A 22,655-nucleotide genomic window follows, 5' to 3' on the forward strand; every position below is an offset into this window, starting at 1 on the left:
GGATTTTATCATTCATGAATACTTCCCGAGTGCCGCAAAATGGGCTTAAAACAACGAGAATGATGGTTGCAGCCTCTGTATAGTTACACCTTGGGAATTAATGCTGCATCTGCGCGTCAGAAAGAGGCACCCAAACCGTGAGACTTCGCACTAATCTATACATACCACCGACCTCTGCACTGTCCGAATCAGGTGCCCCACAAAGCAATCAAGGAGAAGACCATGCTGATACTCACCCGCAAAGTCGGTGAAAGCATAAACATTGGTGATGACATTACGATCACCATCCTGGGCGTAAGCGGCCAGCAAGTCAGGATTGGCATCAACGCCCCGAAAGACGTTGCGGTGCATCGCGAAGAAATCTATCAGCGCATTCAGGCTGGCTTGACCGCACCGGACAAACCGCAAACCCCTTGAATCCTGCTGCAGTCAGTAGCCAGCCCGTTCGCCCCGGAACGACGGCTGGCTAAAGATTCAATCGCCGCTCTAACCTTCGTATGTTCGCTCGGCCCAATGCTGGGTGATCCACGCCATCCCTCTCTGTGTTGCAGGCAGACCCATATTAGCGGCAAGCCGCAAGTCATGACTGTCAGACATTTCCGCGCAACACCGAGGAAGTGCCTGATGCCAGTTGCCTAAGCGGTCCCAACGCCCCGCGCCATTCCCGTAGCCGCAACAACCATCAGCAACACCAGCAGCGCCTCAATATGACTGATACGCGCGAATAGCTTTGCTCGCCTGGAATTGATAGCCGCACCCCGCGCGAGCGCAACCCGCCATTTGATCAATGTCACCATCGGTGCAACTTCAAGTAGCAGAATCAGGACGAACAACGTCATTTTGAGGTGGAACAACGGTTGATGCAGGTAGTAATCGCTGCCTTTTTCGTACCCGCCAAAGGCGCGCATGCCACCGGTCACGAGCAGGATAAGCGCAGAGATTCCCCAAATATTATCCGCGACCAACACGCTGCGAGCTTGCCCCACTCCGTCAGCTAAGCGCCGAAAGGCCGTGCCACGAGCAAGAACGGCCCAGAACCCCAGTGCAAATGCCAAAAGATGAACTGCCGCAAGAAACCAGTGAGTCAGCATCGAGACGCTCCTGCCAGGATGAGATTGAATCAGCCTGTCAGTAGTAGCCCATGAATTAGCGCTTTGCACCGCGATGCCACTCGTTATCTCTCGACGTAACCTCGAAATACTCCCGATGTGAAAAGCCCAGCGCGATGGCTGGGCTCTGGTTATTTTCTGTTTTCCATCATCTTGTCGGCGAGCGCTTTGGCTCTCTCGATCAATAGATTCTGTCTGTCTTCGTGCGTAGCCCCGCCTACGACGGGCGCAGTCAAATTGCTTTCGGCAATCAACGCCGCACAGAAATATTGATCCCACACTGTTCTTGTTTCGGGTGCTTGCTGGTTCATTTGGTCGGAGATCATATTCGACTCCTTTACATGAGGTAGCACGCCCATTTTACGCCTCAACGGCTGCGTTAGAGGATCCATCTCAGAAGGACATGAGAGGCGATCCAGGGAGATGCCTCAACCACAGTCCATTGCAGCAGAAGGCAAACAGACAGGTAAGCCGCAAAAAATTTGATCATCGCTCGCCTCCCCATCAATGTTCTCCCGCTTGAGTATTCGCAGTTGACGCGTGGTCGCCCGTTTTGCTTGGATGCGAATCAATGCCCACAGTTCAATGTCGTCGGAATACATCTCATTGATCAGGCACAGTACCTAAAACCCGCAGCAAATGATAATGTTTCGCATATGGAAGCATGTATGCAGGACGCTGAGTAATGACAGAACGCTACGAGATCCACTTTGTGGCCAATGGATTTAAGAAAGTCATGGTTATCGAAAGATCAGGCATGAGCGACATTGAGGCCTGGAAGACGGCCCTGCTTCATCACGGCGAGTGCGCAGGTGCCACTTTCACTATTCACAATATCTTCGACGTCGTTGAAAAAGCCCTACGTCGCGGGATAAGGAATGTTCGGTGGAATAAGGCGAGCCACACCATAACCTGGAGCGAAAGAGCAAAGTTGGCGCGGAACACGGTAGGCGTGAAAAGTATCGAGTAACCCGGATGTATCTCGAACAGTAATTCGCACCCAACCCGTGCCGAACTGAGCCTGACTCAATAGAAGCCGCTCAGTTGTCCAAACTTGATTGATTTGCTGTCACAAATTGTCTCAGTTAAGACAACTCAAAGGATTGAAATAGCAACGGCCTGGCGGTATTCATGACTTTTCAAGCGCAAACAAGGAAGCCAGCATGTCAGGCGCAAAGCAAAATGCCCAGTCTTCTGCACAAGATTCTGAATTCAGGGATGGCAGACGACTTATAGCTGTATCCAGAGAGCTAGAGTTGATTGCAGCCGGGGCACCCAGTCCGGCTGCTATGTATCTGGAAGAAGAACTCTATATTTTTTCGAAAGGAGCTGATAATAACGGGAAAACCGGAAATCGACCGTGAGTCATCTGCACCTCATCCTGCCGCACCCAGTCCTCGTCGTTTGCAAGAACGCTACGCTCTATCAGATGACGGAAACTGCGATATCCGCAATCATGTACGACCGTTCTTCAACCATCGCAACTCGTCTCAACTCGGAAAGCGAAAGGTAGATCAGCGCGGGCTAGTCGTCTCTATCGTTACGATCATGATCGCGATTGCGCTCATATCCCTGATCATTGTCGCGACGATCATACCTACGATCGTGACCTCGATAATCGTCATAATCTCGGTCATGCACTCGGTCGTATCCACGATCATGATCATAGCCACGATCACGACCGTATCTATCCCCCTCATCCCAATGAGGGCCGCACCCAGCCACGAGCAGCGTCGTTGAAAGGGTCATGAACATTATTACTACACGCTTCATTTGATGTGCTCAAGGCAAAAGTCGGAGATACGACCTTGAGACAGTTCAAAAATTCACTGACGAGGTACTGAAATTGAAATCGGCGTTAACGGCCCAACTCGAAAGAAAGACGCGTCATCGGCGAAGAGACCTTCATACCTGAACGAAGCCGATATATACGAACGCTCCGCAGTAAATCGGAAGCACAAAAAAGGGCCCACATTCGGTAAGCCCTTATAGATAAGCAGAACGGATTTTTTTGGGTTGGCACCATTGAAACCGAACCAACGGCCCCTCCTCGTCAAGGCAACTCCTAAGCTGGAGTGAAACATCGATCCCGACAAAAACGTCGTTTATAAAGACCGAACGCACTATCCCTTCAAGTATCGGAGGATTTTGTTTGCATTGTCTTCCACAGATAGCCTGGTGTTATCTATAACTAAAGCGGGTGCCAACGGTGGTTCATAAGGCGAAGAGATACCCGTAAAGTTTTCTAAAGAGTCACAGCGCGCTTTTCGATACAGTCCTTTGGAATCTCTTTCTTCACAGATACTGAGAGGAGTACTTACAAAAACCTCATGAAAGCGATCGGCACCAATTATCTCGACCGCTAAAGCCCGGTCCTCAATCATCGGAGAAATTATCGCTACGATGACTATCAGGCCAGCATCATTCATGAGCCTGGCAACTTCAGCTATCCTCCTTATATTCTCCGATCTGTCGGACAGACTAAATCCTAAGTCCTTATTAAGACCGTGCCTAACGTTATCACCATCTAGAACAAAACAACTTTTATCCTGCGCTGATAACTTTTTTTCTAAGGCAAAAGCCAAGGATGATTTTCCAGACCCACTAAGCCCTGTGAGCCAAACGGTAATGGCTTGCTGCCCCAAATGCAGTTCCCGATCTTCCCGGGTCAAGGCTCCCAAATGCCAAGTGAGGTCTTCCCCGCTTGTTTTCATTTTACAAGAACCTCAATATCCGAAAAAATCGCACTCTGCGACTCATCAAACCACGACACTCCTTCCTGAACAAACGTCAGCCGGAGAGTTGATAGTCCTAACCGTTCAGGAGCGATAACCTCTACATTAAGTTTGAGGTTTTCCCCTGAAAGCAAAGTCGGCTCAATCTTGGTCCTAACCCCATCAAAGATAATGACCTCATCTGTGATCGGATCTATCCAGTGGTAGCAAATATTAACAGGATAGGGACCACTACTCTGGATACGGTATTTCGAGTTATTGGTTACCTCGACTTCAACTTCAAAATGAGCGCCCTGCTCAACAGCATCCGGGAAGGATATTGTATTGATTTGCAGCGCCTTCCTTTCCACCGCAGACAGTTGAATATTACAAGCCTTGTCCGCGTGCTTGGGGCTAGAGATATAATTATGCATGAGTAACGAATTCACCAATTCGTCATACCTAGACTCAAAAGTCTTCACTGCCCAATCGTAAAGCTCTTGATCCAACGAAGTAATTTCTCTTATGGCTTGAATTGTTTCATTTGAAATCTCATCATCCAATGGTCGATTTTCTGATACATTCAATTTTTGCCGGGAAAATTTCGGATAAACATCCAAGGCGTGTGACAACAATTGCAATGACTGACTCATTCGCTCGGTGATACCAAAGAACATAAACTTTTCAAGCCGGGATTTCGCCAAATCCAGAAGTTCTCGATCATTGTTACGTGCAGCATAACTCTTTATAACAGCCCTACCATAACCGACTGGATCATTAGCAAGCTTCTCAAAATCCAGATCCGCGGCAAGAAATATAGTTTGAGCGTTCACCATATCCCAGTGAGTTTCTTTATCAGTAACAAAGTCGAACAATGACCAATTTTCTTCCACGACGCGATCATGGCGATAGGCATTTATGTCACGTTTGACATGTGAATACCACGAAATCGTACGCTGCACAGGATCTCGCAACATCGTTATGTAGTTGAGCTCCTTCCCCACATAGTTATTCAAGTCAAACCATAGATGCCCGCGAAAAAAATCATACTTGGAAATGGAGTCACTATCCAAGTTGAAAAGCTCTGGAAGCAATTGAGCATGGCATATCTGAGAGCGGTCAAATTGCGCATCTAAAAATGACGTTAATGATGTACCGGCGGTTTTTGGAATATGAAGATAATAAAGTGGCTTGTTCATTGTTAACCAAAATCTAGAAATCAAATTAATCATGTAGTCAACCGATCAAATTCTCGGTCAAAATTTAAAAAAATTCGTAGCAAGTTTTCTAGGCACTTCCAAGATCTTACAAACTTCTAACTCCACGCTCTTTACCCTTAATTACCATAATAGTCCTACTTGGCGCACTGGTGACTGTCCGCCCATCGTTTCATACCTGACAGCCTTGACTTGATGGAGCCCTCAAAGCCAAAGGGTTTCTCGATGGCTTCCGACGAAATCGAAAGACAAGCGCTCGGCCTGGCTGCCCGGCTCCATCCGAAATCTATCGGCATCAGCTGCGAATGCTTGAGAACAAAGTAGAAGAATTGGACCTTCAGCTGCGCCAGATCGGCAAACATCTTCAAGCGGCTGGAAATGAACGCTGAGGCCAACCAGCAATGCGGAAAATATCGAGGTGATGCGAAGCTCATCTCGAAATATCCGGTCAGCGCTCAGAACGATCTTGGGACTCTCCTTCTTCTCGAGCCGAGACCTGTCAGTACAGCGGCTCATTGATCACTGCCCAGACCACCCGCGCACCTGGAGATTTTCACAGGCCAGGCGCTGCGGGAGGCGGTTTTGGAGTGCATGGACTCGCCAGTCGTCTGCCCGTAGTTGGTCTACCACTCACCGAAGGCAAGTAAACGGCCTCAACTCGACGCAAAATTACACTGGAACGCGGTGACGGAGGGGCTTCCTGACCAATTCCTTCACCCAAGCGCCAGACGCTTTGAAGGCCTACGACGAGTTGCCGACAGTTAAGAACCCTACCTTCCATGAGACCCGCGCAATCGGTGCCTGGCTGTACAAGCAGCAACGTTTCGAGCAGGAGTTCATGCAGGGTTTGATGGGGCACGCCGACGAGAAAATGCCCGAGCACTATCATGCTCGCCATGGTGAAGACGAGATGACTTATATGAAGGTGAAGGCAGACTTGATATTTGAAAAGGTGGTTCGTTTTTCAAAATCGTTTCCAACGTTTTTCCAAACGCCATCCGACAAAAAAGGTCTTTCGGTGAGCCATTCATCATGATGCTCGCGCGTTACGCAGGTTACCGGCAGGTCGAGTAGCCCCCCCCCCAACAGTGCTGCCGAACTTCTCACGCATACTCGCTGTACATACTCTGGCTAACTACAGGTGGGCCAAAATTCAGGCGACCTTTAATGGCTCCACGCGTACCCGTCCATCAGCCATGAGCTGAAGATACTCTCGCCATTTTTGGAAAGCTTGCTGCTGCCTGGTGGAGGCCGCCAGCCAATCTTCGCCACCGACTAGTTCGACCGGGATGGCCATCATCTGCTCGATTGCAAGATCAAGTTCATTTGCGAGCTCACGCCCATTCGGCAAATCGAGGATTAGTGGTCGCATAAGAAACCTGTCTTTTTTTTTGGCTACTTCATCGACTTTTCAATCTGCGGATCGTGCGCGAGCCCCGACGAACGGTTAGCCCAACCTCTTTATGGCAAAAAGTCATTACCCAAATTACGGCTCGGTTGCCGCGTCTCATGGTGGCAGCCAAAAAGATGGAGGTGGGCGGTATCGCCCGGGAAGACGCAAAACTACTGAAAGCCCGTGCACTTGGAGATTGTGATGGGCCGAGCGCGAATACTACCAGGCAGGGCACAGTGATGACGCGCTGGTTTACATGAAGGTAAAAGCCGACCTGAAGATGTAGCGCGGTGGACGTTTGCCCAAAATATTCCCAACGTTTTCTCAAACACGAGACAACAAAAAAGGGCCCACCTTTCGGTGAGCCCTTCTAGACCGCCCAGCAGAGCGGATTTTGTTTGGTAGGCGCGATTGGACTCGAACCAACGACCCCCACCATGTCAAGGTGGTGCTCTAACCAACTGAGCTACGTGCCTGCTGTGAGGCGGCATTCTACGGAATTCCGGAGGGGTGTCAACACCTTTTTTCGCGCTAACCCTATGAATATGCAAAATATTTAATTTCGTGGTCGCCAAGAAGATTTTCCGGTGGCTGGCGGTCGATTTTTAACTCGGGTAGGATCAACGCACTCGTAAAATATATTAAACAGAGGCTGCAGGATGGCGCACACCCCCTACCCAGAGTCCTACTACGCCGCATCGGCCAATGCGGTTCCGCCGCGCCCAGCGTTGCAGGATGACGTTGAGACGGATGTCTGCGTGATCGGTGCCGGTTATACCGGGTTGTCGTCGGCCCTGTTCCTGCTGGAGAACGGCTTTCGAGTAACAGTGCTTGAAGCGGCGAAGGTGGGTTTCGGTGCGTCGGGCCGAAATGGCGGTCAGATCGTTAACAGCTACAGTCGCGATATTGATGTGATCGAGCGCAGTGTTGGCCCCAAGCAGGCTCAGTTGCTGGGGCAGATGGCGTTCGAGGGCGGGCGGATCATTCGCGAGCGGGTCGCCAGGCACAACATTCAGTGCGACTTGAAGGACGGTGGTGTATTCGCCGCCATCACCGCCAAGCAGATGGGCCATCTGGAATCGCAGAAACGCTTGTGGGAACGCTTCGGACATACGCAGCTTGAGCTGATGGATCAAAAGCGCATTCGTGAAGTGGTGGATTGCGATCAATATATCGGCGGGATGCTCGACATGAGCGGCGGCCATATTCATCCGCTCAACCTGGCGTTGGGCGAGGCAGCGGCTGTCGAGTCGTTGGGCGGCACCATCTATGAGCAGTCGCCGGCGGTGCGCATCGAGCGTGGTGCGAATCCGGTGGTACACACACCTCAGGGCAAGGTCAGGGCCAAGTTCATTATCGTCGCGGGTAACGCCTACCTGGGCAATCTGGTTCCGGAGCTGGCCGCCAAGTCGATGCCGTGCGGCACTCAGGTCATCACCACGGAACCGTTGGGCGATGAGTTGGCGAAAAATCTGCTGCCCCAGGATTACTGCGTCGAGGACTGCAATTATCTGCTCGACTACTACCGACTGAGCGGCGACAAGCGTCTGATTTTCGGTGGTGGCGTGGTGTATGGCGCGCGGGATCCGGCGAACATCGAGGCGATCATCCGACCGAAAATGCTCAAGGCTTTCCCGCAGCTAAAGGATGTGAAGATCGATTACGCCTGGACCGGCAATTTCCTGCTGACCCTGTCGCGTCTGCCGCAAGTCGGGCGACTGGGCGACAACATCTACTACTCCCAGGGTTGCAGCGGCCACGGCGTGACCTACACGCATCTGGCGGGCAAGGTGTTGGCCGAAGCGTTGCGGGGTCAAGCGGAGCGTTTCGATGCGTTTGCCGACCTGCCGCACTACCCGTTTCCCGGCGGACAGTTACTGCGCACACCGTTCGCGGCGTTGGGTGCCTGGTATTACGGGTTGCGGGATAAATTTGGCTACTGACCTTTAAAGCAAAAGATCGCAGCCTGCGGCAGCTCCTACAGAAAAACATGATCTGTGTAGGAGCTGCCGCAGGCTGCGATCTTTTGATCTTAAAGCCGATCCCGCGCGATCCCGCTACGAATCCGCAAGATGTCAGCCAGCACCGCCAATGCAATTTCCGCCGGCGTCTTGCTGCCCAGGTTCAAGCCGATCGGCGCATGGATCCGCGCCAGTTCCGACTCACCCAAACCACCAATACGCCGTAACCGTTCGAAGCGTTTTTGCGAAGTCTGCACGGACCCCATCACACCGATATAAAACGCCTCGGTGCGCACCGCTTCCATCATCGCCAAATCGTCGATGCGCGGATCATGAGTCAACGCCACCACCGCTGTATCACTGTGGCAGCCGCCATCGGCGATGAACACTGACGGCAATTGGCGACGAATCTCCACATTGTCCAGCACCACGCCTTCCAGTACTTCATCGCGTGGGTCACACAAAATCACCTCGAACCCCAGGCCCACGGCGAACTCTGCACAGGCCTGAGCCACGCTGGAATACCCAGCCAGCAGCAATCGCTGAGCCGCACCGATGCGCAAGCGAACCCGGTCGATCTCGCGCTCGACACGCACGCCCTGCTCGCGATCATCGAACAGACTGCGCGCGCCACTGGCGAGGTCCACTTCACGAATCAACCGACGCCGGCCCAACAGCGCCGACTCCAGCTCCCGCAAATGCGCCTGAACATCGCAATCGGACTCAAGCTTTTCCACCAGCACATCGAGCACGCCGCCGCAGGGCAGACTCACTCGCGAGCGCGGGTCGTCGCCTTCGCCGTAGCGCACGACGTTGACCGCTTGCTCAAAGGCGCCCTCGGCCACGCGATCAAGAAAATCTTCCTCGACGCAGCCACCGGACAGTGAACCGATCCACTGTCCGTCAGCATTCACCGCCAGCAACGAGCCCGGCGCACGAGGCGCCGAACCGTAGGTGGCGAGGACCGTGCACAGCCAGACGCGCTGACCGACCGTCGACCACTCCAGCGCCCGCCGCACCACTTGCAGATCGAGATGCTGCATGTCAGTGGGCCTTGTGCTCGAGCGGCGGCGCATCGGTCCGCAGCTTCTGCACGTCGCTCACGGCCAGATCCGTCGGCTGACCACCCCAACCCTGACGCAGGTAATTCAGCAGATCCGTGAGTTGCGCATCACTGAGTTTCTCGACAAAACCCGGCATCGGTTGCATGTGTTCGAACCCGGAAAACTTCTGCTCGCCGATACCGTCATCGATCACCCGTACCAGGTTGCGCGGGTCTTCCAGACGCAACGTCGTGTTGCCACGCATGGCTACAGCGATGTGCGGTTTGCCTTCGCCATCGACCGCGTGGCAACCGGCGCAGACGTTCAGGTAGTCCTGACGACCGCGCTGGGCGCTGGCGCTGAGTTTTTCCAGCGGCACGTCGGTCAGCACTTTCGCCGCTGGCGGTTGATCGCCGAGCAGGAAGGTAGCCATGGCGGCCAGATCCGGGTCAGTGAGACCCTGGGTGCTGTTGTGGAACACCGGGAACATCTCGTTGAACATCGTGCCCTGGGCGCTCATGCCGTGCTTGAGGAACGAGCTCAGGTCCTGATGATTCCAGCCGCGCGCGGCCAGGTCAGTGGCCAGCAGGCTCGGCGCGAGGTAGCCATTGAGGATGCCGCCGGTCATGCGTTTGTCCATCTGCATCGCACCGGGCAGGCCGCGTGGCGTGTGGCACTCGCCGCAGTGGCCGAGCACGTCGACCATGTACTGGCCGCGCTTCCAGGCTTCGCTTTTGCCTTCGGCAGATTCGAGCTTCACGTCTTTGCCGTACATCATGTTCCAGCCCATCAGGCCCGGACGCACGTTGAACGGAAAGCTCAGGCTGGTGACCGGCGCGGCGCGCTCGATCGGCGCGATGGTTTTCAGGTAGGCGTGAATCGCATCGGAATCCGCACGCGGAATCAGGTGGTACGAGGTGTACGGCATCGCCGGATACAGGTTCGCTCCATCGCGACGCTTGCCTTCGGTCAGCGCGGCGAAGAATTCGTCATCGTTGTACAAACCGATACCGTGCTCTTTGCTCGGGGTGATGTTGGTGCCGTAGATCGTGCCGAACGGCGATACGATCGGCAGACCACCCGCATACGGCGCGCCGCCCGGTGCGGTGTGGCAGGCCATGCAGTCGGCGGCGCGAGCGAGGTATTCGCCTTGCTTGACCTGTGCCTCGTCGGCGTGAGCCAGCAACACAGGCGCAGCCAGACCGACCGCCAGTGTCAGGCGGGAAAGTAGTTGCTTCATGCTTAACCCTCCTTGACCAGGCCGAGATCAGTCAGCACGTTGCGCGTGGCGCTGTAGTAGCGCACGTAGCCGGTGCAACGGCAGATGTGATGACCGAGGCTGTCCTCGATGACTTTTTCCAGCTGGCTTTTGACGATTGGCTGACGCTGCAGCTTTTCTACCAATACGGTCGCGGCATTGACGAAGCCCGGCGCGCAATAACTGCACTGGAACGCGAACTCGTCGACGAAGCGCTGCTGGATCGGGTTGAGTTCGGTGACCTTGCCCTGCTCGTCGCGGGTCGCGTGACCTTCGATGGTCCGTACTTTCTTGCCTTCGAAATAGTGCGCGCCAGTGATGCAGGTGCGCACTTCTTCGCTGGTGCCGTCCGGATTGTCGACGATCACCACGCAGGCGTGGCAGATGCCCTGGCCGCAACCCAGGCGCGAGCCGGTGAGGTTCTTGTATTCGTGCAGATAGTCGATCATCGGCAGGTCATCAGGGATGTCCACCGGGCCGACGGATTGACCGTTGAGGGTCAGTTGAAGCGGACGGTTAGCCATTGAGGGCCTCCTTGATGCGTGCAGAAGTGATAGGCAGGTCGCGGACACGCTTGCCGATTGCGTGGGCCACGGCGTTACCGATGGCACCGACCACCGGGATCATCACCACTTCGGCGATGCCTTTGGACGGGTCGCTTGGCGACAATGGCGGCAGGATTTCCGCAGTCTGTTTCCACACCGCCACGTGCCGCGCCATCGGCAAGCGGTAACGGTTGAAGTTCCAGTCGCCCTCCCCCGGCCCGCCTTCGTACAGCGGCATTTCTTCCATCAGCGCGTGGCCGATGCCCATGGCGATACCGCCTTCGAGTTGCCCCTTGACCAGTTCCGGCACCAGCACCCGACCGCACTCGACCCACGAGTGGTGGTTGAGTACCGACACTTCGTTCGAACCCTTGTTGACCTTCACTTCCACCAGCGTTGCCACCGGGCTGTAGTAAGTCACCGCCGCGTTGTTCAACTGGGTCACCGGGTAGGCAATGTTCTGCCGATCCAGCAGATGGAAACCGGCGCTGTTCATCTGTGCCAGCTTCGCCTTCGGTGCACCGTCGCCGTACTTCACCGCCAGGCCATCGAGCGGCAAGCGTTCACGCACGCCGTCGATGCTGAACTCGGCCTCGGCCCAGCTCCAGCGGTTGAAGCCGTGAACCGTAGCGCCAGTCACCAGACCGCGCTCGTGGGCACGTTTGGCCAGCACTTCGAAAGGCAATGGCTCCATGCCGTTGGCGGTGAGTTTGCCGTCGACCCAATGCGCGTCTTCGCGGCGCACCACGTAAGGGTTGGCCTGGCCGCCGTAAGGGCCTTGTCGCCAGATCTCCAGCGCCGCCGGCCACAAGCCGTGGTTGAACAGCACGCGCGCCGCTTCACGGGTGGCATGACTGAAGTAGTAGGCGGAGTTGGTCGCCGACGACGCCGAAGCGATCTTGCCGACCCAACGCGGATTACGCAGGAAGTTGTCCTGCTCGGCCTGGCTCATGATGTACGGGTTGCCGCCGCTGATCAGCTGCAACTCTTTCCATTCGGTCTCGCCGGTCTTCACTTCGTGCGCCGGGTTACCGAGGAAATCGGCCACCACCATCGCCTGGGAAGTGGACATACCGGTGCCGATTTCGATGCCGATATGGCGCAGGGTAATGCGACCGTCAACGGTGTATTCGATGCTCGCCATCGGTGCTTCGGAACCGGTGCCGAAGTCTTTCTGGCAAATGGCGAAACCGACGCCGTACCAATTATCCGGGTCAGCGGCTTCGCGTTGTTTCTTGATCGCGGCGCGGTTTTTCCAGACTTCGTGAACAGCCGCCTTGTCGAGAATTTCGTGCAGGCGCAAGGCACCGGCAGGCACCGCGCCCTGGGTGTTTTTCATGCCCGAACGCAGCGCATTCTTGCGGCGCAGTTCGATGGCATCGACACCGAGGCGATCGGCGATTTCATCGACCATCATCTCGGTGGAGGCCATGCTCTGCAGGGTGCCGTAGCCACGCATCGAACCGGCTTCAACGGCGCGGGAATGGTAGGCCGTGACCTGTAAATCGTTCTGCGGCATGTAGTAGATCGACTGCGCCGCCGTGGCGCCAACCGCTGCCACGGACGGGCTGTAGTTGACCCGGCCGCCGCCGTCGACGCTCATCTCGGCGCGGAAAATCTTGAAGCTGTGGTCGGTCTTGTCCACCGCCAGTTGATAGCGGATATCGAACGGGTGACGTTTGATGCCGCTTTGGAATTGCTCGTAGCGGTCGTTAGCCAGACGCACCGGCACACCGGCGCCGTACAACGCGGCCAACGCGGCGTAGTAGACGAAAATGTTGTGGTCTTTCGAGCCGTAGCCGACGGTGTAACCCGGGTGCATGTTCAGGTTGGCCAGGCCGAAACGCGACGGCGCGATCATCTTCGCGGTCTCGGTCGCGGTTTCCAGCGGGCACTGCGTGGCGACGACAAAATGCAGGGTCTTGGTGGCCGGGTCGTACCAGCCGTTGCCGTTGTCCGGCTCCATGGCGGCCGGTTCGATTGACGGCGTCTTGTAGCGCTCGTCGAACACCAGCCAGTTGTCCGGCGGCGTCTCGATCTGCTGCTTCATGCGGTCGGCGTAGAACAGGCCGCGCTCAGTCAGGTTGCCGTGCAGGTTCGGCTGGGAATTCCATACCGGGCGACGGTTTTTCAGCATCGGGAACAGGATCGAATCCTTGAGGCTGGCGAATTCGTCTTCGTCCGCCGAAGTCGCGCCGCCGACCCGTACGTAGCGGAAGCTGCCGTACGGATCACCTTCGTAGAACGGCGCTTTCTCGCCGTAGCGGATTGCTTTGTCATTGAATTTGAGTTTGGCCTTGGCCTGGCGGAAGCGCTCGAAGTCGTTCCAGATCAGGATCGCCACCGGATGACCGATGAACATCGGCACCTTGCCGACCGGCAGCAGTGGATCAGGGGCGTGTTCTTCCGGGAAGACGATGCCGTCCTTGACCAGATCGTCGGCGGTGACGATGCGGTCCGGCTGCAACTCGGCACCGAGCCACGACAGGTCGTAACCGTCGTAGATACGGTCGGCCTTGATGGTTTTCAGCAGCATGGCGTGGCCTTGCTGCTGCGGCCAACCCGGCATGTCCTTGGCGCGGATGTCGCGGGCAAAGACTTTGCTGCCGCAGACCTTGGACAAGGCATCGTTACGGGCGCGCGCCTTGCCGTTATTGCCGAGCCACTGCTCGGACGGCACGGTCACGCTGTTTTCCATCAAGGCGGCCAGCGCCTGACTGCTGAGCGGTGTAAGCGTCACGCTCACACCCGCTACCAGCCCGCCCTGCAGGAACGAACGCCGGGATATTTCACGGTTGGACATGGATCATCCTCTGGGCGGTTATGGGGTCCGCCCTTCTGGTTATGTTCTGGAAATCTCGAGTCTTGCAGAAGCCCTTTCTTGACGTTGCAAAGGGCTGTAACGACAGTGCAAAGCTGACCGAAAGGTTAAGTTTATAGACTTATGCACTCGCGGAAAATAACCAGACACAAAAAACTGACCAACGAATCAAAATCTGGCCGCCTTGCTGCGCAGCAAATCGATGAACAAACCCAACTCTCGACTGACGTGTTCGCCCTTTCGTAACAATAGTCCGAACGGCGCCAGTTGCACGTCCAGCTCAACCGGCAACGCGACTACCAGACCCATTTTCAAGTAGTCGCGCAAAGCGGTTTCCGAGAGCACCATGATGGCGTCGGTCAGTTGAATCAGCTGCTGCATGGAGTACACCGAACTGCATTCGATGATGTCCGCCGGCAGCGGCAAGGCCAGGCGCTGCAAGGCTTGATCCAGGCCGATGCGCGCCGGGCTGGTTTCCGGTTGCAGGATCCACGGCCAGGCGCTGACCAGTTCCGCCAGTTCCAGCTTCGTGCGCTTGGCCAGCGGATGACCGGCATGCACCACCACCAGCAGGCGTTCGTTACCCAGTTGTTCGAACTCGTAATGCTCGCTGTCGGTGGCGGCGTTGCGCCGGGCGATGGCGAGGTCAATACGGCCCTGTTCCAGTAACTGGATCACCTGGTCGCTGGTGTCGCCCATGATGCGAATCCGCAGCTGCGGGTTGAGCGACTTGATTTCGGCAATCGAATCCATGACCAGGTCCGGTGCCGCGCCCATGATGGTGCCGATCGACAGATAACCGTAGCCGCCCTGTTGCCGCGCCATCAGATCCTCAGCGCAACGATCGAGGCCGCTGAGGGCCGACTCGGCAAAACGGATCAGTTCCTGGCCCAACGCTGTCGGTCGCATGCCCCGTGGCAAACGCTCGAACAGGTCGCAACCGAACATGTCTTCAATCTCATGCAACATGCGGGTAGCAGCCGGTTGCGACATGTTCAGGGTTTGCGAAGCGCGGTGCAGGTTCTGGCTGGTGCTGAGCGCCACCAGCATGTGCAGATGCTTGTAGCGCAAGCGGTTGAACAGGCTGCGGGAAAGGATAGGCGTGGTCATGGCGAGCCTTCTCTATCGATACCCTGAGGGTATCAGTTGTGAGCTAGATTCGATTTGTAACGCATCGATCAGCGGCCGTACAGTCTTTCCCATAAGAACAAATGCCCTACCAAAGGAAACCTGCGATGAAGACTCTACCCGCGCCTCTGCTCGCCAAAATTTCCTGGCGGCTGCTCCCGTTTCTCCTGCTGATGTACATCATGGCCTTCCTCGACCGCGCCAACGTCGGGTTCGCCAAGCAAGCCTTTCAAGCCGATACCAATATCAGTGACGCCGCCTTCGCCTTTGGCGCCGGGGTGTTCTTCGTTGGTTATGCATTGCTCGAAGTGCCAAGCAATCTGATCCTGCACCGCGTCGGCGCCCGTCTGTGGATGTGCCGCATCATGGTTACCTGGGGCCTGGTCTCCGCGGCCATGGTCTTCGCCCACACCGAAACCAGCTTCTACATCCTGCGCTTTTTGCTGGGCGTAGCCGAAGCCGGTTTTTTCCCCGGCGTAATCCTTTACCTCACCTACTGGTTCCCCAGCGCCGTGCGTGGCAAGGCTATGGGTTTCTTTTACTTCGGTGCGCCACTGGCCTTCATCTTCGGCAGCCCGTTGTCCGGCCTGTTGCTGGAACTGGACGGTTTTGCCGGTTTCCATGGCTGGCAATGGCTGTTCGCCGTTGAAGGCTTGATGGCCACGGCGGTAGGCATCTGGGCTTACTTTTACCTGGACAATCGCCCGGCGGACGCCAAGTGGCTGACGGTCGAAGAACGCCAGCAAGTGCAGACGCTGCTCGATCAGGAAGACAGCCACAAACAGAACCACGGCCGCAGCCTGCTCAATGTGATCTGCCAACCCTCAGTGCTGTACCTGTGCCTGATTTATCTGCTGATCCAGGCCAGCGTCTATGGCGTAGTGTTCTATCTGCCAACTCAGGTGGGCGGATTGCTCGGCACCAAAGTCGGACTGATGGTCGGACTCGTAACGGCGATCCCATGGATCTGCGCACTGCTGGCCGCGTACCTGATTCCCGGCTACAGCGACCGCACCGGCGAACGTCGCCGCACCGCTTGCCTGACCTTGCTCATGGCCGCCGCCGGGATCGCCTGCTCGGTGACCTTCAGCAATCCGCTGCTGGGCATCCTTGCCCTGTGCTTCGCCGCCTCCGGCTTCATCGCCGTGCAACCGGTGTTCTGGACCTTCCCTTCCAGCTACCTCGCCGGCAGCGCCGCCGCAGCCGGGATCGCCCTGATCAACTCGTTCGGTGCCCTCGGCGGTTTCATCGCCCCGGTGCTGAAGAACTGGGCCGAAGGCGCCTTCCATTCCCCGGCAGCAGGTTTGTATCTGCTGTCCGCTACCACCGTCATCGCCGCGTTGCTGGTGTTGGGCGTCCGCGCGCCCGGCCATAAAGCCTCGAACAAACCAGCCACCGTTTGAACCTGACCGCCGTTTAAAAAAAGGAGTCACACCATGGGCATTCCAACCATCAAACACGTCCGCGCCTTCACCCTGCGAGGCGGCGGCGCGGATTATCACGATCAGGCGGACGGCCACTGGATCGACGATCACATCGCCACGCCAATGAGCAAATACCCGGAGTACCGCCAAAGCCGCCGCACCTTCGGCATCAACGTACTCGGCACGCTCGTGGTGGAGATCGAAGCCAGCGACGGCACCATTGGTTTTGCCGTAACCACCGGCGGCGAGCCGGCCGCCTACATCGTCGAGAAACACCTGGCGCGCTTCCTCGAAGGCGCTCGCGTCACCGACATCGAGAAGATCTGGGACCAGATGTACCAGTCGACCCTGTACTACGGGCGCAAAGGCATCGTGATCAACACCATTTCCGGCGTCGACCTGGCGCTGTGGGATTTGCTCGGCAAGATCCGCCAGGAACCGGTGCACCAGTTGCTCGGCGGTGCGGTGCGCGACGAGTTGCAGTTCTACGCCACCGGCGCCCGCCCGGACCTGGCGCAGAAAATGGGTTTCATCGGCGGCAAGATGCCGCTGCACCACGGCCCGGCCGAAGGTGAAGAAGGCCTGCGCAAGAACCTCGAAGAACTGGCGACCATGCGCGAGCGCGTTGGCCCGGACTTCTGGCTGATGCTCGATTGCTGGATGAGCCTGGACCTCAACTACGCCACCAAACTGGCGGTCGGCGCCCACGAACACGGTTTGAAGTGGATCGAAGAAGCCCTGCCGCCGGACGATTACTGGGGCTACGCCGCCCTGCGCAACAACGTGCCCAAAGGCATGCTGGTGACCACCGGGGAACACGAAGCCACCCGCTGGGGTTTCCGCATGCTGCTGGAGATGGGCTGCTGCGACATTATCCAGCCGGATGTGGGCTGGTGCGGTGGCCTCACAGAACTGGTGAAAATCTCGGCCCTGGCCGACGCCCACAACGCGCTGGTCATTCCCCACGGCTCGTCGGTGTACAGCTATCACTTCGTTGCGACCCGGCATAACAGCCCGTTCGCCGAATTTCTGATGATGGCGCCTAAGGCCGACGAAGTGGTGCCGATGTTCCATCCGCAATTGCTCGGCGAACCGGTGCCGGTGAACGGCCGCATGCGCCTGTCGGAACTCGACCAGCCCGGCTTCGGCGTGACGCTGAATCCGGAATGCCAACTGCACCGTCCGTATAGCCGCTAAGAAAGGAGTTCGTGATGAACATGCCGCACAACGCTTTCAAAGCCGCACTGAAACAACCGGCGACCCAATACGGAATCTGGGCCGGGTTCGCCACCGGCTACGCCGCCGAGATCGTCGCCACCACCGGTTACGACTGGATGTTGATCGACGGTGAGCACGCGCCGAACACCGTGCCCGGTGTGCTGGCGCAGCTGCAAGCCGTCGCTCCCTACTCCACCGCACCGGTCGTGCGCGCGGTGACGGGTGACACCAATCTGATCAAACAACTGCTGGATATCGGCGCGCAAACGCTGATGATCCCGATGGTCGAAACCGCCGAGCAAGCGGCGGCATTGGTCCGCGCCATGCGCTATCCGCCCCACGGCATTCGCGGCGTCGGAGGCGGCTTGACCCGCGCCACGCGTTGGGATGGCGTACCTGATTATTTGAACACCGCCCATGAACAGCTGTGCCTGATCGTTCAGGTGGAATCACGGCTGGGCGTTGAAAATGTGGAGGCCATCGCCGCCGTCGAAGGCGTCGATGCTGTGTTTATCGGCCCTGCGGACTTGTCCATCGGTCTCGGCCACGCGGGCAATCCGGGTCACCCGGAAGTCCAGGAACGCATTCAACACGCGGTCAACGCCACGCTGGCGGCCGGCAAGGCCTGCGGGATTCTCGCGCCGAACGAAGAAGATGCGCGCCGCTATCAGGGCTGGGGCTGCCAGTTCATCGCCGTGGCCATCGACATCAGCCTGCTGCGTCAGAGCGCCACGGCCACCCTCGCCCGCTACCGCACACCGGCCACCGAACAAGCGCCGTCGCGTACCTATTGATCAGCCAAGGAGCCTTTCCATGTCGTCCGTGCCTGTTTACGAAAACTTCATCAATGGCCAGTTTGTGGCCAGCGCTGCCCATCTCGACGTGATCAACCCGGCCACCGGCGCCGTGCTGTCGAAAGTCCCGGCCTCGACTGCCGAAGACGTCGAACGTGCACTCACCGCCGCCCGTACCGCGCAAAAGGACTGGGCACGCAAACCGGCGAATGACCGCGCCGGTTACTTGCGCCGGATCGCTGCCAAACTGCGGGAAAACGTCGCGCGCCTGGCACGCACCATCACCCTCGAACAAGGCAAGATCAGCGGCCTGGCCGAAGTCGAAGCCAATTTCACCGCCGACTACCTCGACTACATGGCCGAGTGGGCCCGACGCATCGAAGGCGAGATCATCACCAGCGACCGTCAGAACGAAAACATCTTTCTGTTCCGCAAACCGCTGGGCGTGGTGGCCGGGATTCTGCCTTGGAATTTTCCGTTCTTCCTGATCGCACGCAAAATGGCCCCGGCGCTGCTGACCGGCAACACCATCGTGATCAAGCCCAGCGAGGAAACCCCGAACAACTGCTTCGAGTTCGCCAGATTGGTCGCCGAAACCGATCTGCCGCCCGGCGTGTTCAATGTCGTTTGCGGCGACGGTCGGGTCGGCGCGGCGCTGAGTGCGCACAAGGGCGTGGACATGATCAGCTTCACCGGCAGCGTCGATACCGGCTCGCGAATCATGGCTGCCGCCGCGCCGAACATCACCAAACTCAATCTGGAACTGGGCGGCAAGGCGCCGGCCATTGTGCTGGCGGATGCCGACCTGGATCTGGCGGTAAAAGCCATCCGCGATTCGCGGATTATCAACAGCGGCCAGGTGTGCAACTGCGCCGAGCGGGTGTACGTCGAGCGTAAAGTGGCGGACCAATTTATCGAACGCATCGCAGCGGCGATGAGTGCGACTCGCTATGGCGATCCGATTGCGCAGCCCGATGTGGAAATGGGCCCGCTGATCAACCGCCAGGGTCTGGACAGCGTCAACCGCAAAGTCCGCACGGCGTTGAGCCAGGGTGCGAGTCTGATCAGTGGCGGACATATCGCCGATCTGCCCAATGGCTTCCACTTCCAGCCCACCGTCCTGGCCGGTTGCCGCGCCGACATGGAAATCATGCGCGAAGAGATTTTCGGCCCGGTGCTGCCGATCCAGATCATCGACGACCTGGACGAAGCCATCGCCCTGGCCAACGACTGCGAATACGGCCTGACCTCATCGATCTACACCCGGGACCTGAGCAAAACCCTGCACGCCATGCGCGAACTGGATTTTGGCGAAACCTACGTCAACCGCGAGAACTTCGAGGCCATGCAGGGGTTCCATGCCGGGGTGCGTAAATCCGGGATCGGTGGCGCGGATGGCAAGCATGGGTTGTACGAGTACACCCATACGCATGCGGTGTATCTGCAAGGCTGAACTTTGCTTTAAACCTGTGGCGAGGGAGCTTGCTCCCGTCGGGGTGCGAAGCGCCCCCATGAGGGGACTGCTGCGCAGTCCAGCGGGAGCAAGCTCCCTCGCCACATTTACTCAGCACTCAAAAATCCACAGTCGCCGATAACAAATAGGTCCGTGGTGTCGCGAGCGTCAGGCCAGGCTCGCTGTCATCCGAAGCCCCGGCCGAACTCCAGTAACGCTTGTCCGCGACGTTCTCGACGTTGGCGCGCAAGGTGACCGTCTTTTCATCAACCCTGAATGCATAACGTGCGCCCACGTCGAAGCGCTCCCACGAGTCGATTTCCTTGTTGTTGGATTGATCCAGATACTGCGAGCTGGAATAGAGGCCGCGGCTGGTCAGGGTCAGGCCCTGTACGGTCGGCACATCCCACTCTGCGCCGAGGTTGACGTTGTATTTCGGCGTGGCTGGCGCGCGGTTGCCGTCGAAGGTGCCGTTGGTGGTGTTGGTCAACTCGCTGTCGATGTACATCACACCACCGAGCAGGCGAAAACCCTTCAGTGGCTCGCCGAACACACTCACTTCCACACCATCATTCTGGCGTTTACCGTTCGGGCCGAAGACCCGCGTGGTGGCGTTGGTCTCGTAGGCCGGCTGCTTGATCCGGAACACGGCGGCGGTGACAGCGAAGGCTCCGGCGTCATACTTGGCGCCGACCTCGACCTGACGGCTGATGAACGGCGGGAAGATCTCGTCCTCGTTCACCGAAGTCGACGGCGCGATCTTGCCCTGGCTCAGGCCTTCCATGTAGTTGGCGTACAGCGACAACTTGTCGGTCGCCTTGAACAGGATGCCGCCCGATGGCGAGAATTTTTCTTCGTCGTAGGCAGTGTCGCCTTTGACGCCATCGGACCAGTCGTCGACCTGGACCCGCTGCCAACGGCCACCGAGGGTCAGCAACAAGCGGTCATCGAAGAAACCGAGGGTGTCGGACAACGCCACGCTGCTGAAGCGGTTCTCGGTATAAACCTCAGCGTCCTGTCGTGTAGGCCTGACTGGCGTAGGTGTCTCCACGGGGTTGTAAATGTTGCTGGGCGCCGCGGCATAGCGAGCGCCGCCGTTTTCGAAGTCCATGTAGAAGTAGCTGGCGGCCAGATTGACCTGATGACTCACCGGGCCGGTGTGAAACCAGTTCCGCACGCCCGCCGTGGCGGTCCGGACATTTTCGTCACGGGTGAAATCACGCGGCAGAACGCTGAAATCGCCTGCGTTGTTGGTGACCGCCACGGCGTGCCGGAGGAAGTCATGGTTGCTTTTGCGCGCGCCCACACCGCCGTACAGCATGACCGAATCGCTGACATCGAATTCGCCACTCACCGTGCCGAACGTATCGTTGGTACTCGCCTGGCTCCACGGCTGCGCATAGTTGCGGCGCACATCGCTGGCGTGCGGCACCTGCGCATTGGCGCCGACCTGAACACGCTCCTGCGGCGCGTCGGTGTCGCGTTCGGTGCGTCCAATATCGGTCGAGAGCCGCAGGCGTTCACCGCGAAAATCCAGGCCGAGAACCGCCATTTCGCGATCGACATTCTGGTGATCCCAATCGGTATCACCGGACTGTTTGACGCCGTTGAAACGAATACCGAACTGGTTGCCCTCGCCAAAGCGCCGAGCGACATCCACGGCACCACCGACCTGACTGTCGGACGCGTAGCTACCGGTGAACGACGTGATCGGTTGATCGGTGGCGCGCTTGGGCACCACGTTGATGCCGCCGCCCACGCTGCCGCGCGGTGAGATGCCGTTGATGAGTTGGCTCGGACCTTTGAGGATGTCGACACGGTCAGCCATTTCCATGTCGATTGTGTAAGTCGGCAGGACGCCATAAAGACCGTTGTAGGAAACATCGCTGTTGAACAGGCTGAGCCCGCGAATGGTGAATTGCTCGTAACGCCCACCCGCCGGATTGGTGGCGCGAACCGAGGGATCGCTGGCAATCAAATCGCCCAAGGTACGCGCTTGCAGGTTCTCGATCGCTTCGCTGGTGTAGGTGGTGATGCTGAACGGCGTTTCCATGAAGTCGTTCGAACCCAGCAAACCCTGCGAGCCACGGCGCGCGACCTGACCGCCGGCATACGGCTCGCCGTCCGCCGACGCCGTGGCAGCGACAATCGAGGTGGCACCCAGTTGCAGACTGCCGCCGGTTGGCGCCGGCGTCAGGATGTACGCCTGTTCGCCCACCGCCTGCAATTGCAGACCGGAATTTTGAAGCAGCCGGGCAAAGCCCTCCTCCACCCCATACTCGCCGGACAGCCCGGCGCTGTTGCGACCGCTGACCAGTGCCGGGTCCACCGACAGGTTGACCCCGGCCAGACCGGCGAACCGTGTCAGCGCATCACTCAGGCTCCCGGCGGGCACTTGATAGCTGCGACGGGCGCTGTCTTCAGCCCAACTCTCGGTGATGAAAAACGGACTGGCACTCAGGCTCAACAACAGGCTCAAGTGCAACAGCGGACGCAAGCCGGAAAACGCCGGACGCGGACAGCAAGGCATTACTGCGGGCATTGAAGAAGCTCTCTTGTTCGTTCAGTTGCCTTGAA

20 protein-coding genes and 1 tRNA gene are annotated in these 22,655 nt (G+C 57.6%); 9 read left to right on the forward strand and 12 right to left on the reverse strand.

The genetic code is table 11. The annotated features are described in order from the left end of the window. Window positions 1–222: 222 nt before the first annotated feature. A complete protein-coding gene (gene csrA / locus KGB21_RS00600; RefSeq protein WP_007938114.1) occupies window positions 223–417 on the forward strand; it encodes a carbon storage regulator CsrA in 195 nt (64 codons plus the stop codon). 218 nt (window positions 418–635) lie between these two features. On the opposite strand, the gene KGB21_RS00605 is transcribed toward csrA, so the two are convergent. Then, window positions 636–1,091, reverse strand: coding sequence for a DUF2214 family protein (locus KGB21_RS00605; protein WP_223503068.1), 456 nt, complete (start codon window positions 1,089–1,091; stop codon window positions 636–638). A gap of 149 nt (window positions 1,092–1,240) precedes the next feature. Continuing rightward, entirely contained in the window at window positions 1,241–1,435 is a 195-nt protein-coding gene (locus KGB21_RS00610; protein WP_223503069.1) for a hypothetical protein, read from the reverse strand. 359 nt (window positions 1,436–1,794) lie between these two features. Here KGB21_RS00610 and KGB21_RS00615 point away from each other — a divergent pair, with 359 nt between their 5' ends. Together KGB21_RS00615 and KGB21_RS00620 are read left to right on the forward strand one after the other, a co-directional pair. Beyond that, complete coding sequence (locus KGB21_RS00615) at window positions 1,795–2,079, forward strand: DUF6555 family protein (RefSeq protein ID WP_223503071.1); 285 nt, start codon at window positions 1,795–1,797, stop codon at window positions 2,077–2,079. Window positions 2,080–2,272: 193 nt separating this feature from the next. Beyond that, complete coding sequence (locus KGB21_RS00620; protein WP_155292738.1) at window positions 2,273–2,473, forward strand: hypothetical protein; 201 nt, start codon at window positions 2,273–2,275, stop codon at window positions 2,471–2,473. Between the two features lie 759 nt (window positions 2,474–3,232). Here the strand turns inward: KGB21_RS00620 and cysC are convergent. Then, entirely contained in the window at window positions 3,233–3,823 is a 591-nt protein-coding gene (gene cysC / locus KGB21_RS00630; protein ID WP_223503075.1) for an adenylyl-sulfate kinase, read from the reverse strand. Next, a complete protein-coding gene (locus tag KGB21_RS00635; protein ID WP_223503077.1) occupies window positions 3,820–5,055 on the reverse strand; it encodes a sulfotransferase family 2 domain-containing protein in 1,236 nt (411 codons plus the stop codon). The genes cysC and KGB21_RS00635 overlap by 4 nt, the downstream gene beginning before the upstream one ends. A gap of 718 nt (window positions 5,056–5,773) precedes the next feature. Here KGB21_RS00635 and KGB21_RS00640 point away from each other — a divergent pair. Beyond that, window positions 5,774–6,076: an integrase gene (locus KGB21_RS00640; RefSeq protein WP_216594565.1), complete on the forward strand. Its 303-nt coding sequence runs from the start codon at window positions 5,774–5,776 to the stop codon at window positions 6,074–6,076. Between the two features lie 117 nt (window positions 6,077–6,193). On the opposite strand, the gene KGB21_RS00645 is transcribed toward KGB21_RS00640, so the two are convergent. Together KGB21_RS00645 and KGB21_RS00650 are read right to left on the reverse strand one after the other, a co-directional pair. After that, window positions 6,194–6,412: a hypothetical protein gene (locus KGB21_RS00645; RefSeq protein WP_223503079.1), complete on the reverse strand. Its 219-nt coding sequence runs from the start codon at window positions 6,410–6,412 to the stop codon at window positions 6,194–6,196. A 420-nt stretch (window positions 6,413–6,832) separates the two neighbouring features. Beyond that, window positions 6,833–6,909: transfer RNA gene (locus KGB21_RS00650), tRNA-Val, on the reverse strand. 183 nt (window positions 6,910–7,092) lie between these two features. Between KGB21_RS00650 and KGB21_RS00655 the strand changes: the two genes are divergently transcribed. Next, window positions 7,093–8,376, forward strand: a complete 1,284-nt coding sequence (locus tag KGB21_RS00655; RefSeq protein ID WP_223503081.1) for an NAD(P)/FAD-dependent oxidoreductase — start codon at window positions 7,093–7,095, stop codon at window positions 8,374–8,376. Between the two features lie 89 nt (window positions 8,377–8,465). Here the strand turns inward: KGB21_RS00655 and KGB21_RS00660 are convergent, their stop codons facing one another. From KGB21_RS00660 to KGB21_RS00680, 5 genes are all read right to left on the reverse strand, one after another. Beyond that, a complete protein-coding gene (locus tag KGB21_RS00660; protein WP_223503083.1) occupies window positions 8,466–9,437 on the reverse strand; it encodes an XdhC family protein in 972 nt (323 codons plus the stop codon). 1 nt (window position 9,438) lies between these two features. Continuing rightward, the gene (locus KGB21_RS00665; protein WP_223503085.1) at window positions 9,439–10,677 is read right to left on the reverse strand and encodes a c-type cytochrome; all 1,239 of its coding nucleotides are present in this window, start codon (window positions 10,675–10,677) and stop codon (window positions 9,439–9,441) included. 2 nt (window positions 10,678–10,679) lie between these two features. Continuing rightward, a complete protein-coding gene (locus tag KGB21_RS00670; protein ID WP_007982256.1) occupies window positions 10,680–11,219 on the reverse strand; it encodes a (2Fe-2S)-binding protein in 540 nt (179 codons plus the stop codon). Beyond that, window positions 11,212–14,043 (reverse strand): xanthine dehydrogenase family protein molybdopterin-binding subunit, encoded by a 2,832-nt coding sequence (locus tag KGB21_RS00675; protein WP_223503088.1) that lies wholly within the window; start codon window positions 14,041–14,043, stop codon window positions 11,212–11,214. Before KGB21_RS00675 ends, KGB21_RS00670 begins: the two co-directional genes overlap by 8 nt. Window positions 14,044–14,229: 186 nt before the next feature. Further along, a complete protein-coding gene (locus KGB21_RS00680; RefSeq protein ID WP_034150936.1) occupies window positions 14,230–15,171 on the reverse strand; it encodes a LysR family transcriptional regulator in 942 nt (313 codons plus the stop codon). A gap of 125 nt (window positions 15,172–15,296) precedes the next feature. Between KGB21_RS00680 and KGB21_RS00685 the strand changes: the two genes are divergently transcribed. From KGB21_RS00685 to aldA, 4 genes are read left to right on the forward strand one after another with little or no spacing between them, the layout of a single operon-like run. Then, a complete protein-coding gene (locus KGB21_RS00685; protein WP_034150935.1) occupies window positions 15,297–16,592 on the forward strand; it encodes an MFS transporter in 1,296 nt (431 codons plus the stop codon). Window positions 16,593–16,625: 33 nt separating this feature from the next. Then, window positions 16,626–17,810, forward strand: coding sequence for an L-rhamnonate dehydratase (gene rhmD, locus KGB21_RS00690; RefSeq protein WP_223503090.1), 1,185 nt, complete (start codon window positions 16,626–16,628; stop codon window positions 17,808–17,810). Between the two features lie 14 nt (window positions 17,811–17,824). Next, window positions 17,825–18,625, forward strand: a complete 801-nt coding sequence (locus tag KGB21_RS00695; protein WP_223503092.1) for an aldolase/citrate lyase family protein — start codon at window positions 17,825–17,827, stop codon at window positions 18,623–18,625. 19 nt (window positions 18,626–18,644) lie between these two features. Continuing rightward, a complete protein-coding gene (gene aldA, locus KGB21_RS00700) occupies window positions 18,645–20,078 on the forward strand; it encodes an aldehyde dehydrogenase (protein ID WP_223503094.1) in 1,434 nt (477 codons plus the stop codon). 118 nt (window positions 20,079–20,196) lie between these two features. On the opposite strand, the gene KGB21_RS00705 is transcribed toward aldA, so the two are convergent. Next, on the reverse strand, window positions 20,197–22,620 hold the full coding sequence (locus KGB21_RS00705) for a TonB-dependent receptor (protein WP_223503095.1): 2,424 nt from the start codon (window positions 22,618–22,620) through the stop codon (window positions 20,197–20,199). Between the last annotated feature and the right edge of the window lie 35 nt (window positions 22,621–22,655).

The organism is Pseudomonas sp. GL-RE-29 (assembly GCF_019947275.1).
In the GTDB taxonomy this organism is placed as follows: domain Bacteria; phylum Pseudomonadota; class Gammaproteobacteria; order Pseudomonadales; family Pseudomonadaceae; genus Aquipseudomonas; species Aquipseudomonas fluorescens_A.